This window comes from Natronorubrum aibiense, assembly GCF_009392895.1.
Classification (GTDB): Archaea; Halobacteriota; Halobacteria; order Halobacteriales; family Natrialbaceae; genus Natronorubrum; species Natronorubrum aibiense.
Genome location: NZ_CP045488.1, coordinates 1,506,701 through 1,520,936, shown reverse-complemented (window position 1 = coordinate 1,520,936; position 14,236 = coordinate 1,506,701). Strand labels below are relative to the sequence as shown.

Below are 14,236 nucleotides of genomic sequence, written 5' to 3'. Positions count from 1 at the left end.
GCTCGGCACAGCCGACAGTTCACAGTCGTGCATTTCCCGATTCACCGGTACGTTGTCGTCGTCGTTATCGCCGTTCTGATAGCAACTGGAGTCGTCTTCGCTGCGGTCCCACCGGAGCAGACACTCGTCGTTACCGACGCCGACTCCGGGGAGACGCTGCTCGAAGAACCAGTCGATGACGGCACGAACGTAACCCTCACCTACACACACAGCGTCGAGAAAACGCCGGTCGATGATGTCTACGTCGTGGATGGCCCGACGCTTCGCATGGAGCGGACGGTCTTCCACTCACACGGCGCTGGATTACCGACGGACGAAAATATCACGCGGACTGCGGACGGTGACGGATTCGAACTCTGGATAAACGAATCCTACGAGGACGTCGTCGTCGCACCGCGGCCCGTCCCCGGTCACGAGCTCGTCGTTGACGGCGAGCGACACGATCTAGTCGCGATGACCGATGGCTCGGTCACCATTTCGGTGACCGAGCAGCGACTGCCGGGCCAGTTACCACTGGCACTCCAGGTCGACGATCGGTCCTCACAACTGATTCACTGATTGCTAGCTATGAGCGTAGACAACCGCGAGACGGAGGCACTCTCGGACGACGAACAGGACGACGTATTACAGGAGATCGAACGGAGTCGAACCCACCGCGGCACCATCGCTGCGCTCGTCGCACTGATCGCGATCGGGTTCTCGGCGTTCCAGCTCTGGATCGCCGCCCAAAGCTATCAGTTCGGCCCGTTCGGATCGCTCCAGCAACTGCAAGTCAACGCAATCCACGTGACGTTCGCGCTGGTGCTTGCGTTCCTGTTGTTCCCGGCGAGTCGAGGCGACGGCTTCGTCGCCCAACGACTCGGTGCACTCGAGGCAGCCATCCGTGACCGATTCGGAACAGATAGTGTGATAACTAGCGTCTTCGAGCGACTCGGCGACGGCGTTCGCTGGGCAGCTGTCGACCGGGACCTGCGTCGAGTGACGCCACTCGACGTCGTGCTGATCGGTCTCTCGTTGCTGCCGGCCTACTACACCGCCACCGAGTACGACGAAATCCAGCAGATGTCCCTCTTTGGCATTCAGGGCGTCCGTCCGATCCACGAAATCTACCCGACGCTTGAACCGGTCGTGACGACTCTCTCTATGGTTGGAATCCCGCTCGACGGTATCTCCTATGGCTACCTGCTCGGGATCCTCGGTATCCTGCTGGTGCTTGAGGCGACCCGGCGGACGCTCGGGTTGTTGCTCATGTCGCTGGTTTCGGCGTTCATCATTTATGCACGATTTGGATATCTGATTCCAAGTGATTCGGTGATCGGTGCGATGGCGATCCCGCCCGCGAACTGGGGCAACATCGTCTACAACCTCTGGTACATCACGGAAGCTGGGATCATGAGCACACCCGTCACCGTCAGCGTTCGCTTCATCTACATCTTCATCCTCTTCGGGGCGTTCCTCGAGATGAGCGGCGCGGGTAAGTGGTTCATCGATCTGGCGTACTCGCTGACCGGGACGAAACGCGGCGGCCCGGCCAAAGCGAGCGTCGTCTCGAGTGGCTTCATGGGGATGCTCTCCGGATCGTCGATCGCGAACACGGTCACGACGGGCGCGTTCACGATCCCGCTGATGAAGCGAGCCGGGTACTCCCCCGAGTTCTCCGGGGCCGTCGAGTCGTCGTCGTCCTCCGGCGGGCAGATGCTCCCGCCGGTGATGGGAGCCGCTGCGTTCCTCATCGTCGAGTTCACGGGGACGGCCTACGGGGACGTCATCATCGCCGCGGCGCTGCCCGCGATCGCCTTCTTTTTCGGGATGTGGGTCATGGTCCACTTCGAGGCGGTTCAGGGCGGTATCGGCGGTCTCTCGAGAGACGAACTGCCGAACCCGATCACGGAGCTTCGTTCGGGCTGGTTCTACCTCATCCCGATCGTACTGCTGTTGTACTTCCTCGTCATTGCCCGACTCTCGATCAATCGGGCTGGCTGGTATACGATCGTTGCCGTCATCGCCTTACTCGCTGTCATCGCGGCCTACAACAAACGAACGCGTGTCCCACTGCTGGGTACGATTGGGACACTGTATCTGGCACAGACCGCGGCCTACGCGGTTGCCGGTAGCGGCCTCATCTCGGCACTGCAGACGCTCGCCGGTGCCGGCACGACTGCCGACGCGTACACGATCGGGGCGGCCGCGACCGCGGCGGTGTCGGATCTCGGGACGATCGTGATTCTCGTCAGCGTCGCGTTCCTACTCGTTCGACCACACGGTGACACGCCGCTGCTTGATTTCTCCGACGACGTCAACACAACCGCCACGCGGACCGCGACGGCAATCGGGCGTCCGAAACTGGCCTCGAATCGAGCCTATCGGTACGCGATGTTCATCGGGCAATCGATGGATTCCGGTGCGCGAACCGCGACGACTGTCGTCGTCGCCGTCGCCGCCGCCGGCGTTGTGCCAGGGATCATCAGCGTCTCCGGCCTCGGTCCCAACCTCGCGGCGCTCATCAACACTGTCAGCGGCGGGTCGGTCCTGCTCCTGCTCGTGTTGACCGGCTTCGCCGCGATCGTCTTCGGCATGGGGATGCCGACGACCGCGATGTACATCATTCTCGTCGCGATGCTCGGGTCGCCGATCCAGGATTTCGGCATCACAGTGCTGGCCGGCCACCTCTTTATCCTCTACTTCGGGCTGATGGCCGACGTCACGCCGCCGGTCGCCGTCGCGGCGTTCGCCGGTGCCGGCGTCGCCAAGGCCGACGAACTCCAGACGGCAATCACCGCGTTCTTGCTCTCACTGAACAAGATCCTGGTGCCGTTTGCGTTCGTCTTCTCGCCTGGAATTCTTATGCTTCGGGAAGGGAGCGTCATCGGCTGGGCCGACGTTACCGACCTCGGCTTCTTCCTCCCCGCAGTGGTAATTCCCGTAGTCGGGATGTTCCTCGGCGTCTACGCCCTCGGCGTGACGATCATCGGTCACCAGTACTCGAGCGTCTCGTCCGTCGAGCGGGTCGCCTACTCGCTCGCGTCGGTGTTGCTGATGGTGCCGGAGCTGCTCTTGCTCGTCGTCGAAGGGCTGGCGGCCGCCGCCGGAGTCAACCTCTCGCTGACGATGTTCGCGGTGACGTTCCCGCTTCGTGCCGTCGGGTTGGCGCTGCTCGCCGGCCTGAGCTACAGCAACCGCTCGGGCGCTGAGAAGGGCGGAAAGCGAACCGAGAGCGGCGAGTCAGCTGTCGCGTCTTCGACGGCAGGCGACGCCTGAGACCATCACCGTCGCTTTTCAACGCCTACTCGGAAGGGGTCGAGGCTGAGTTCATGGACAAGCCCCATCCTCAACGAGCGAGGCCGTCAGGCCGAGCGAAGTAGGGTGGGGTAGTTGACCCGTTTTTTGCCGGCTACTTTCGCCGGGCGTGAGACGAACCCCAGTCGCCAGCCCCAACTCGGAGAGGTCGCGTTGAGGAACTATTATGACTCGAGCACGGCGACTGTCTGGTAGTGGCCGTCAGTAACGCATCGGATTCGTTCGAAAACGACGATCGCGAGCGCGACACACCAGATATCGCGTTTCAGTTCGTCGCCGCTGTCTACGGCGGAGCGCTCCTCGCAGGGTTCGTCACGACAGCCACCGCGCTGGTGAGTGAGTCGCTGACCGTCCTCGCCGCGACGTACGCGGGCAGCTTCGTCGTCGGTGCCAGCGGCGGGCTCGCGCTCGCGAGCGTCGATCGACAGCTTCCGACCCGTCTCGGTCGCACGTTCACTCGACGACTCGCGCTCATCGGCCCCGTCGTGCCGCTGGGACTGGTCGTCGTCGGCGCATGGCTCGCCGGCCTCGAGTCGTACGTCGACGCGGTAGCGCTCCCGTCGGCGATCCTCGTGTTCGTGACAGGGCACATGCTCTCACAACTGGCCGAAAACCGGTACGTCGATCGGGTCGTCAACGGCAACCCCGATACCACGTGGGCGTGGGAGCCACCCGGCTCGCTGAAACTGGACGGCATCCTCGTCGGCCTGTATCTGCTCTTGGCAACGGGCAACGCCGCCGTCGGCAACTGGCTACAAACGCTTTTGTGGGTCAGTCTCGGCGGGCTCTGGGTCGGGAACTGCCTCGTCGATGGTCGGTGGCGGATTGGCCCCGGAACCGACCGTACCGAGATCCAGTTTCACGACGCCGGGCTCGTCAAACGACGACCGTACACCCGATCGCTCGTCCGCTGGGACGAGATCAATCACGTGCGCATGCAACGCGGCGACCTCGTCGTCGACCGCGGGCTCCGTGACGTCCGCTTCGACCGCGGCGAACTCGAGGACCCGGACGCCTTTCTCGAGGCGATCGATCGACGGCTGGCGGCGCAGGAACCGTCGTAGGCCGCCGGATACGCGTCGGGCTCACTCGAGGTCGGCGCGCCCGCTGGTCGCGCTCCGGAGTCGATCCCGGAACGCGTCGGCTTCCTCGAGTGGCACCCGCACGTCGAAAGAAACCTCTTCCTGATAGTCGGCTTCGAACTCGTAGCCCTCGCTTTCGACGATGCCGCGAACCGTCCCCGAGTCGTCGTAGGCGACGGTGATCGAAACGCGCTCGTGCGGGCGCTGCTCGACGATGCCCGCCGCCTCGACGGCGTCTTTCACCGCCGTGGAGTAGGCCCGGACGAGCCCGCCGACGCCGAGGTTCGTCCCGCCGTAGTAGCGCGTGACGACGACGGCGACGTTCTCGATGTCCTGCTGGGTGAGGACGTTCAGCGCGGGTTTGCCCGCCGAACCGGAGGGTTCGCCCTCGTCACTCGAGTACTCGCGGAGAAACTGGCCGCCCGTTCCGTCGTCGCCGGTCCGCACCCGGTAGGCAGGGACGTTGTGGGTCGCGTCGGCGTACTCCTCGCAGACGGCGTCGATGAACGACTCGGCAGCCGCGACGGAGTCGACGGGCCGGATGTGGCCGATGAACTCGGAGCCCTGCACGACGAACTCCGCGGTGGCCGGCTCCGCGACGGTCCGGTAGGTTCGGCTCACCGGTTCTCACCCCGCCGGTCTCGAGCGTGACGGCTCGCCCATCGCTCTCGCTTGCCCATGCCGGCACTGCGGTCGCGGGCGAAAAGAGCCCATCGGTCGCCGTGAGAATGCCTCGAGCGACGCAAACCGGGGCAGCGCGTCGAGGTGGGGTGGCCAAAACTACGGCGACCAGTACGTTATTAGCGTGGCCTGTGCTATCACGCCCATGAACGAGGAGACAATCGATCCGACGCTCGCCGAGGAACTGCGAAGCATCTGTCGGACGACCGTCGGCGACGAACTCCGGAGCATTACGTACTTCACCGACGACGACGTCGAGCAGCTGTACCTCCGGTCGGATCTCGATCGAACGGCCGATCTCGTCGGTTTCGCCGACCACGAGCGGCGCGGTTTTCACGCCCAGTCGGCGTATCGCAACACCCAACTCGGCGAGTATCAGGCGACGATCCGGATGTTCGAAAACGGCTATCTCTCGCGGGTGATTCGCGGCCCCCACGGCGTCTGGGTGACGACCGACGCCATGTCGATGGAACGGTTCGAGGAACTCACGAGCGCCCTCGAGGTAGTCCTCGAGGAGTTCGCAGACGACGTCGCGGCCTCGGCGTAATCGCTACTGGATTTCGATTTTCCGGACGAATTCGAGGTCTCGAATCGCGGTGATCACGTCACCGGGAAGTTCCTGATCCGTGATCAAGTAGAGGCGCGGCTCGTCGGTGAACTCCGGGTCCTCGCTGATCGTCTGGCGGATCGAGATGTCGTGATCGGCCAGCGTGCCGGTGATTCCCGCGACGATCCCTTTCTGTTCGGCGTCAGCGGGCGTGATCGTGAGCACCGTCAGATCGAGCACCGGTGCGAGGTCCATCAGACTCGGCACCTGCGAGATGTTCTGGAAGATCCGCCGCAGTTCGGGGTCCTCGAGGATGACGTCGGTGGTCGAGTCGACGACCCGACGGTCGACGCCGATTTCGCGAGCGATTCCCGTGTTCGGAATTTCGATCCCGCCCGAGACGACGCGGCCGTCGTCGTTGACCGAGAACCCACGCTCCAGCAAGAGCCGAATAACGGCCTGCTGGCTCGGCGAGCCCTCGAATTTCTCCATGATCTCGTCGAACATTCGTTGTCCAACGTATGCGGGCTATCGTATAATTGTCGGTGATCGACTACGGTGGCACCCGCCGCTCGTGTCGGCATTGGCCGGTTGATGGTGGATTCGACGGTGTCGTGGACAGTCAGTCTGACGGACTCTTTTTGAGGGACCGGCAAGTAGCACCGAGTATGCGCGCACTCCGGACCTGTGACTTCTGTGGCGGCGACGCCGCCGGCACGTTCGAGGTCATCCCGCCTGAATTCGAGCCAACGGACGCCGAACAGCGCCGCGTCGTGCTCTGTCCCGACTGCAAGGCGACACTCGAGGACGTCCTCGAGCCGCTGTTCGCCCGTCTCGACGACGACAAATCGGCTGCAACAGCGACAGAACGCCCTGCCGACCGCACGGCGCGAGGAGCGACCGACGGGGCTGTCGACGAAGCGAGCGCTGAAGGGGATGCTGACCGCGACAGCGTCGACGGGGACGGCTCGAGCCAGCCCCGAACAGAGACGACCGACTCGAACGCGACGAGGTCTGCGGTCGACGCCGACGATAATCGGCCGACGCCGGAACTCGAGGGCGGGATCACGTTCGACGCCGCCGACGCGGCCGCCACCAGCGAGTCGTCGGCCGGCGACGCGACGACGGGCAACGACGAACAGCGCGCCGAAACCCCACCCAGCGAATCGGACACGGAACCGACCGAGGCCGACTCGAGTGCTGAGACGACCACTGCGGCGACGGCAGGGCAGACGACGCGTCGAACGCCGACGGGGTACGGCAAGGTCCTCCGACTGCTTCAGAACCGAGAGTTCCCGATGGCCCGCAGTGCCGTCGAAGGGCTGGCCGCCGGGGCCTACGACCTCGAGTCGGAGGAGGTCGACGCGATCATCGAGCACGCACTCGAGGACGGCGAGTTCATCGAAGAACGCGGGGAACTACGTCGACCGTAGCGACGCTACAGCGTTCCTTTCGTACTCGGCGTGTCCGTCCGTCGGTCGTCGACCCGCGTCGCGTCGTCGAGCGTCCGTGCAAGCGCCTTGAACAGCGCCTCGACCTCGTGGTGGGCGTTCTCGCCGGAGACCTCGAGATGAACCGTCAGACCGGCGTGCATCGCCAGCGACTCGCCGAAGTGACGGGCCATATCGCTCGTGAACCCGCCGATCTGTTCCTGTGAGAACTCGCCATCGAAGTAGAATCGGGGCCGACCGCTGACGTCGACGACGGCACCGGCGACGGCTTCGTCCAGCGGCACCTTTCGATCGGCGTAGCGGACGATCCCCGACCGATCGCCGAGCGCCTCGTCGATGGCCTCGCCGAGGACGATGGCAACGTCTTCGACCGTGTGATGGTCGTCAATCTCGAGGTCGCCGTCGCAGTCGACGGCCAGATCGAACAGCCCGTGTTTGGCAAACGCCGTCAGCATGTGGTCGAAAAAGCCGATTCCGGTGTCGACGTCGGCGTCGCCGGTCCCGTCGATCGCTACCGTACACTCGATCGACGTCTCGCCCGTCTCGCGCGTGACAGTCGCGGCTCGCTCGCTCATGTCGGATCGATGTCCCCGCCGGTACAAGGCGATTGCGCTCGTCGTCCCGGCTCGGGTGGGACAGTCGGGTTCGGCGCTCTCTATGGGCCCCTCGGTCAGTCAGTTTCAGCGATTGTCTCAGAAAGAAGTATAAAATTTCTAGCTGTCTCTCGAGGCGTTTCGAAACGTCGTATCGGAGACGTTACCGGGGCTGAAACGGACCGAAACGACGCTAGTGTTCGACCCATTATATAACGTCCGAGACTGTTGGGTTCGATGAAGAGGAGACCTGGATCGATGCCCAATCACACCCCGCTCTCGAACGACTCGGTCACGCCGTCCAGTCCCGATCCGGATCGGGACCAGGAGCAGTGCACTCGTAGATTTATCCACTCGCTGAAAGGGCCGACGCAGTTCCTGTCGTTTTGGGTTGCGATCGCCCTGCCGTTCGTCTATCTCCCGCTTCTCATGCAGGGGCTCGGCGATCCACAGGTCACGCTCGTCTTCCTGACGCTGCTCGCACTCAACGTCTTTGCACTCTACATCGGTCACGGCTACGGCAGCGACGGCGAGGCCTGACAACCGCCAGCCAACGAGTGGCTTGCATTCCCGCTTCCGAACCGATTAATGCCTCGCCGCTCACAGATAGAGCCACTCGATGACGATTCGTGTCGACTGGCGCTCGAGTTGTAGCCTCACCGGGACGGTCCTGAAGTGGCTTGCCGTCCCGCTCGCGGTGCCGCTCGTGCTCGCGGTCCTCGACGGTGATGCCGTGTTCCCGTTCGTTGCTGCAATCGCGACGACGGCCGTACTCGGCGTCGCACTCGAGCAGTTGCGCGAGGACCCCGATCTCGGACAGCGGGAAGCGTTCCTGATGGTCGCCCTGACGTGGCTCGGCGTCGGCGTCATCGGTGCGATTCCGTTCGCGGTCGTCGGACTCGGTGCCGACTCGAGTTCTGCGTTTGCCGGCTCCATTGCGGGCCTCGTCAACGCGCTGTTCGAAAGCATGAGCGGTATTACGACGACCGGCGCGACGGTGATGAGCGGCTGGGACTTCGACAATCAGTCGCGTGCAATTCTCCTCTGGCGACAGCTCCTCCAGTGGCTCGGCGGCCTCGGCATCCTGGTCGTCGCCATCGGCCTGCTCTCGAGCCTGATGGTCGGTGGGGCACAGCTCATGGAGACCGAAACCCAGACCAGAAACGTCCGCAAACTCCGGCCACACATCGATGAGACGGCCCGACTCATCTGGGGGCTGTACGTCGGCCTGACAGTGCTGGCCGCGGGGACGTTCTACGCGCTCCACCTGCTTGGCGTGGCTCCGAACATGGACTTCTTCAACGCCGTCTCGCACGCACTAACGAGCGTCTCGACCGCCGGCTTCTCGCCGGAACCCGAAAGCGTCGGCGCGTTTACCCCGATCGTCCAGTGGGCCGTCATCCCCTTTATGATCCTCGGGGCGACCAACTTCGTCCTGCTGTACTACATCACGCAGGGCGAGTTCCGCCACCCCTTCGAGTCCGAGGAGTTCCGGTTCTATCTCGGCGTCCTCGGGAGCTTTAGTGCGATCGTGGCGGCGATCCTCTGGGCCGATCCGGAAATCGGCAAAGGCCTCGAGCCGACGATCAGACACGCGCTGTTCAACGTGGTCTCGATGGTGACGACGACGGGCTACGCCTCGACCGATTTCGCGCTCTGGTCGCCGGGAGCGACGCACATGCTGTTTCTCGGCATGTTCATCGGCGGGATGGCTGGATCGACGACCTGTTCGATCAAGTCGCTGCGCTGGCTGGTGGTGCTCAAGGCGTTCCGCCGCAACCTGTTTACATCGATCCACCCGGAAGCGATTCGCCCGCTTCGTCTCAGTAACACCGTCGTCGATGAGGAGACGATTCGAGACATCTACGCCTACGTCCTGCTGGCGATCATGCTCTTTTTTCTGCTGACGATCTTCGTCGTCGTCGACGCCGCCAGAGCCGGCACGCCCGTCACCGAGTTCGAAGCGCTCGGTGCCTCCGCCTCGATCTTTCTCAACATCGGTCCCGCGTTCGGGATGGCCGGCCCGATGGACAACTACGCCGGCTTTCCTACCACCACGCGCGCCGTCATGGTCGTCATGATGTGGGTCGGCCGCATCGAGATCATCCCCGTGCTCGTGCTGCTGACGCCGGCGTTCTGGAAATCGTGAGTGTGAAAACCACACGCACAGAGAGGCTCAAGGGCGAAGATCCGGTTTCATTTGGCGACCGAAAAGACCTCACTTTTTAAAACTGTAGCACGAGATAGCGACCATGTCACAGACCAGTTACGTTATCGGACACCAGCAGCCAGACACGGACACGATCATCTCCGCCATCGCCCACGCACGCCTGAAGCAGGCACAGGGCGAAGACGTCGTCGCCGCGCGAGCCGGCGAACTGAACCCGGAGACGCAGTTCGTCCTCGAACGCTGGGACGTCGAAGAGCCGACGCTGCTCGAAGATGCGACGGACGAACAGCTGCTCCTCGTCGACCACAACGAACACAGCCAGACCGTCGAGGGTGCGCGGGACGCTGACGTCGTCGAGATCATCGACCACCACCGAATCGGTGACGTCGAGACGAGCAACCCGATTCGCTTCCGGAACGAGCCGGTCGGCTCGACCGCGACGATTCTTACGGGCCTGTACGACGAGGCCGACGTCGAGATCGACGAACAGACCGCCGGCCTGTTGCTCAGCGGCCTGCTGAGCGACACCGTCGTGCTCCGCTCGCCAACGACGACCGAGACGGACGAGGTCGTCGCCGAACGCCTCGCGGAGATCGCCGGCGTCGACTACGAGGAGTACGGCAAAGAACTGCTCAAACAGAAGAGCAAGCTCGGCGAGAAAGAGCCTCGGGAGATGGTGCTCGGCGACTTCAAGGAGTTCGAGTTCGGCGACTCCGACGTCGGCATCGGCCAGATCGAAACCGTCGAACCGGCCCCGGTGCTCGACCAGCGCGACGCCGTCCTCGAGGCGATGGATGAAGTCGTCGCGGAACGCGAGTACGCCCTCCTCGTCTTGCTCGTCACGGACCTCCTTGAGGAGGAGTCCACCGCACTGATCGCCGGCGACCACACCGACACCGTCGAAGACGCCCTCGACACCACCGTCGAGGACCGCGAGGCCTTCCTGCCCGGCGTCATGTCCCGCAAAAAGCAGGTCGTGCCGCCGCTCGAGGACGCATTTTGAAAGAGTTGGTCAGGTCTCAACATATCGTTTCGCTCGCGCGGTCACCTGACCGCGCGTAATGACGACACGGTTTTGATTTTTATTAGTAGATAGGGACACGGATTCTCTATTTAGAGCGGCAATTGAAACCGAGTAGAGCTGTTTGATAAGTACATGGCTTACGTATCATCGTCAAGTTCCTCAGCAGTAAGTTTATGGCCAGTTTCCCGCCCGTGTTCCACAATCACTTCTGAGGACTTTTGTCCTTCTTTCGTTACCAGTTTCGAGAAGTTGCATTCCGTACACACAATACGGATTTTCTGTGAAATTTGTACGGCTTCATTTGTTGGGGTGTCCTTGTCTCCAGTCATGTGTATCATATCTGAGGAATTCGTCTCCACTACAATGTGTCACACGTGACCGCAACGTGGAGAGAACAAGGTGCGTTCCGCGACAGAACGAGAATCTGGTTCAAGCGGCCCCTTCATTGCTGGGACATGAACACACGATGTGAATCGTTATTCCGTATGAGATATGAGTTCCTCAGACGCTTAAAGATATATAAATGACACGACTTACCTCCTCTTTTTGAGTGGTATGTGCCTCACCTGTACTGAGCGTGGGTTTCACAGATCACGCTGATTGAAGAAACCGTCTCTCCAACTCCGGTTACTCGTTGACGGCCGCCTGCGCGTCCTCGAGCGTGAAGTTCCCCTCGTACAGTGCACTGCCGACGACCACCGCCGCTGCGCCGGTATCCGCGAGCGTGCGCACGTCCTCGAGAGTCGCGACGCCACCGCTCGCAATGACCGGGATCTCGGTCGCGTCGACTAACTCTCGAACCGGCTCCGTTGCGACGCCCTCGAGTTGCCCCTCGACGTCGACGTTTGTAAAGAGGATCGCGGCCGCACCCAGTTCCGCGTAGCGTTCGGCGGCTTCGACGGGGGTGATGCCCGCGCCTTCGGTCCAGCCCTCGACGACGACCTCGCCGTCTTTCGCGTCGAGACTGACGACGACGCTGTCGGGGTGGGACTCGCTGATCTCGGCGACGATCTCGGGGTTCTCGACGGCCGCCGTCCCGAGGATGACGCGATCGAGGCCGCGCTCGAGGAGGTCGATCGCGCCCTCAGCGGTCCGAATCCCGCCACCGAGTTGGGTGGGGACGTCGACGGTCTCGAGGACGGCGTCGATGGCATCCGCGTTCCGCCGTTCACCCTCGAACGCCCCGTCGAGATCGACGAGATGGAGCGACTGTGCGCCGGCGTCGATCCACCGCTGTGCGGCTTCGACCGGGTCGCCGTACGTTTTCTCGGTGCCGCGTTCGCCCTGGACGAGCTGGACGACCTCGCCGTCTTGGACGTCGACTGCCGGAATGACCTCGAACGCCTCGCGCGCCTCGTCATCGCTGTTCATACCCGTAAACGGGCGCCGGACTCGAGTAAAGGCGACGGTTTCGAGGAACAGCCATCGACCGAACACTGTTCGAACTCCGTGCAGAATTATTACATGTCCCGTCAGTGTGGTCTCGGACGATGGTGGATGGCAGGTAGTCTGGCGCTCGCTCAGGAGCCGGTGACCCAGCCAGCGCTGACGACTGACATACTCGTCGTCTTTGGCGTCGTTGCGTTCGCGCTCGTGATGTTTCTCACCGAGCGGCTGCCGATCGATGTCACCGCGATTCTGTTGATCGTCGTGCTGGTCGTCCTCGAGCCGTGGACGGGCATCGACCCGAGCACCGGGATCTCCGGATTCGCCAACGACGCGACGATCACGGTGCTCGCGATGTTGATTTTGAGCGGTGGGATCGCCCGCACGGGGATCGTTCAGGAGCTGGGACGGCGCATGGCGAACTTTGCGGGCACCAGCATCCGGAAACAACTGTTCGCCACCGTCGTCGCGACGAGCCCCGTCTCCGGCTTTCTGAACAATACGCCCGTCGTCGCGTTGCTGGTGCCGGTCGTCACCGACGTCGCCAACCGCGGGAACACATCGCCGTCGAAGCTGTTGATCCCGCTGTCCTATGCCTCACAGGTCGGCGGCATGCTCACCCTCATCGGGACCTCGACGAACATCCTCGCGAGCGACATCAGCGCCCGACTCGGCGCTGACTACCCTGAACTTCACCGGTTTTCGATGTTCGAGTTCACGCAACTGGGAGCCATCGTCGTCATCGTCGGCGCGCTGTATCTGATCTTCGTCGGCCACTACCTCCTTCCCGAGCGGGTCCCGGCGCGGGCGAACTACGTCGAAGAGTACGAGGTCGGCGACTATATCGTCGAAGTCGCCGTCGTCCCCGGGTCGCCGTACGTCGACGAGACGGTCGGCACCGCGACCGACGCGCTCGGTCCCGAGATCGACGTCGTGCAGGTCGTCCACGACGAGGATCGGTCGGTCGCCCCGCGACAGGAGACGCGACTCGACGAGGGCGACGTGCTGGTCGTCCGCACTAACCGGGACGCGATTACGATGCTCGAGGACGCCCCGGGCGTCGAACTCGTCGGTGATCCCCGCTCCGATGCGGAGTTGTCGACCGACAACGAGGCGGGGATCATCACGGAACTCGTCGTCTCGCTCGACTCGCGGCTGGTCGGCGAGCGACTCGATCCCGAGGCGTTTCGCGAGGAGTTCAACGCTGCCGTCCTCGGCCTGCGCCACCACGGGTCGCTTGTCAGCGATCGCATCGTCGGCAAGCGACTCGACGTCGGTGACACGCTCCTCGTTCAGGCTCCGCCGGACACGCTCGACCGCCTCTCGCGACGCGACGACGTGATCGTCGCTCGCGAGCCGCCGCGGCCGGAGTACCGCGCCGACAAAGCCCCCGTCGCCGTCGCCATCATGATCGGTGTCGTCGCCGTCGCCGCCCTCGAGCTCTACCCCATCTTGCTCTCAGCGCTCGCGGGCGTGGTTGCGATGGTCGTCACAGGCGTCCTCGAGCCGAACGAACTGTACGACGCCGTCGAGTGGGACATCATCTTCCTGCTGGCGGGGGTGATCCCGCTGGGAATCGCCCTCGAGCAGACCGGTGCGGCCGCCTATCTCGCCTTCCTCGTGGTGCAGTCAGCGGGCTTTTTGCCGACGCTGGTCGTGTTGTGGTTGTTTTACATCATGACCGGGCTGATCACGGAGGTGATCAGCAACAACGCCAGCGTGGTCCTGCTGATTCCGGTCGCGGCGGCCGCGGCGGCGGGGATCGGCGCGAATCCGTTCGCGTTCGTGTTGGCGGTCACCTTCGCCGCGAGCACCGCCTTCCTCGGCCCGATCGGCTACCAGACGAATCTGTTCGTCTACGGGCCCGGCGGCTACCGTTTTAGCGACTACTTCCGGATCGGCGCACCGCTGCAACTGCTTCTGTCGGTCGTCACCGTGCTCGGGATCGCGTTCTTCTGGGGTGTATGACTGGCATTGTATTTTGGCCTGATAGATCCCGGCAATT

General features: G+C 63.3%; 13 protein-coding genes. 9 read left to right on the top strand and 4 right to left on the bottom strand.

What is annotated here, in order from left to right:
* Positions 1-27: 27 nt before the first annotated feature.
* The 3 genes from GCU68_RS07435 to GCU68_RS07425 all read left to right on the top strand — a co-directional run bounded on the left by GCU68_RS07435 (position 28) and on the right by GCU68_RS07425 (position 4,361).
* On the top strand, positions 28-558 hold the full coding sequence (locus GCU68_RS07435) for a DUF1850 domain-containing protein (RefSeq protein WP_152940324.1): 531 nt from the start codon (positions 28-30) through the stop codon (positions 556-558).
* Between the two features lie 9 nt (positions 559-567).
* On the top strand, positions 568-3,258 hold the full coding sequence (locus tag GCU68_RS07430) for a TRAP transporter permease (protein WP_152940322.1): 2,691 nt from the start codon (positions 568-570) through the stop codon (positions 3,256-3,258).
* Positions 3,259-3,491: 233 nt separating this feature from the next.
* Positions 3,492-4,361, top strand: a complete 870-nt coding sequence (locus GCU68_RS07425) for a hypothetical protein (RefSeq protein ID WP_152940320.1) — start codon at positions 3,492-3,494, stop codon at positions 4,359-4,361.
* 21 nt (positions 4,362-4,382) lie between these two features.
* On the opposite strand, the gene GCU68_RS07420 is transcribed toward GCU68_RS07425, so the two are convergent.
* On the bottom strand, positions 4,383-5,000 hold the full coding sequence (locus tag GCU68_RS07420; protein ID WP_152940318.1) for an IMPACT family protein: 618 nt from the start codon (positions 4,998-5,000) through the stop codon (positions 4,383-4,385).
* Between the two features lie 205 nt (positions 5,001-5,205).
* Between GCU68_RS07420 and GCU68_RS07415 the strand changes: the two genes are divergently transcribed.
* Positions 5,206-5,607 carry a DUF7522 family protein gene (locus GCU68_RS07415; RefSeq protein ID WP_152940316.1) on the top strand — a complete coding sequence of 134 codons (402 nt, stop codon included), beginning with the start codon at positions 5,206-5,208 and terminating at the stop codon, positions 5,605-5,607.
* Between the two features lie 3 nt (positions 5,608-5,610).
* On the opposite strand, the gene GCU68_RS07410 is transcribed toward GCU68_RS07415, so the two are convergent.
* A complete protein-coding gene (locus GCU68_RS07410) occupies positions 5,611-6,114 on the bottom strand; it encodes an amino acid-binding protein (RefSeq protein ID WP_152940314.1) in 504 nt (167 codons plus the stop codon).
* 161 nt (positions 6,115-6,275) lie between these two features.
* On the opposite strand from GCU68_RS07410, the gene GCU68_RS07405 reads away from it, so the two are divergent.
* The gene (locus tag GCU68_RS07405; RefSeq protein WP_152940312.1) at positions 6,276-7,040 is read left to right on the top strand and encodes a hypothetical protein; all 765 of its coding nucleotides are present in this window, start codon (positions 6,276-6,278) and stop codon (positions 7,038-7,040) included.
* Between the two features lie 5 nt (positions 7,041-7,045).
* Here the strand turns inward: GCU68_RS07405 and hisB are convergent, their stop codons facing one another.
* Positions 7,046-7,633 (bottom strand): imidazoleglycerol-phosphate dehydratase HisB, encoded by a 588-nt coding sequence (gene hisB, locus GCU68_RS07400; protein WP_152940310.1) that lies wholly within the window; start codon positions 7,631-7,633, stop codon positions 7,046-7,048.
* Between the two features lie 276 nt (positions 7,634-7,909).
* On the opposite strand from hisB, the gene GCU68_RS07395 reads away from it, so the two are divergent.
* The 3 genes from GCU68_RS07395 (at position 7,910) to GCU68_RS07385 (ending at position 10,824) form a co-directional block, all read left to right on the top strand.
* The gene (locus GCU68_RS07395; protein ID WP_152940308.1) at positions 7,910-8,191 is read left to right on the top strand and encodes a hypothetical protein; all 282 of its coding nucleotides are present in this window, start codon (positions 7,910-7,912) and stop codon (positions 8,189-8,191) included.
* Positions 8,192-8,270: 79 nt separating this feature from the next.
* Positions 8,271-9,800, top strand: coding sequence for a TrkH family potassium uptake protein (locus GCU68_RS07390; RefSeq protein WP_152940306.1), 1,530 nt, complete (start codon positions 8,271-8,273; stop codon positions 9,798-9,800).
* Positions 9,801-9,903: 103 nt separating this feature from the next.
* Positions 9,904-10,824 carry a manganese-dependent inorganic pyrophosphatase gene (locus GCU68_RS07385; RefSeq protein ID WP_152940304.1) on the top strand — a complete coding sequence of 307 codons (921 nt, stop codon included), beginning with the start codon at positions 9,904-9,906 and terminating at the stop codon, positions 10,822-10,824.
* A gap of 648 nt (positions 10,825-11,472) precedes the next feature.
* On the opposite strand, the gene hisA is transcribed toward GCU68_RS07385, so the two are convergent.
* The gene (gene hisA, locus GCU68_RS07380) at positions 11,473-12,216 is read right to left on the bottom strand and encodes a 1-(5-phosphoribosyl)-5-[(5-phosphoribosylamino)methylideneamino]imidazole-4-carboxamide isomerase (RefSeq protein ID WP_152940302.1); all 744 of its coding nucleotides are present in this window, start codon (positions 12,214-12,216) and stop codon (positions 11,473-11,475) included.
* Positions 12,217-12,342: 126 nt separating this feature from the next.
* Between hisA and GCU68_RS07375 the strand changes: the two genes are divergently transcribed.
* Entirely contained in the window at positions 12,343-14,199 is a 1,857-nt protein-coding gene (locus GCU68_RS07375; RefSeq protein WP_152940300.1) for an SLC13 family permease, read from the top strand.
* The last annotated feature ends 37 nt before the right edge of the window (positions 14,200-14,236 follow it).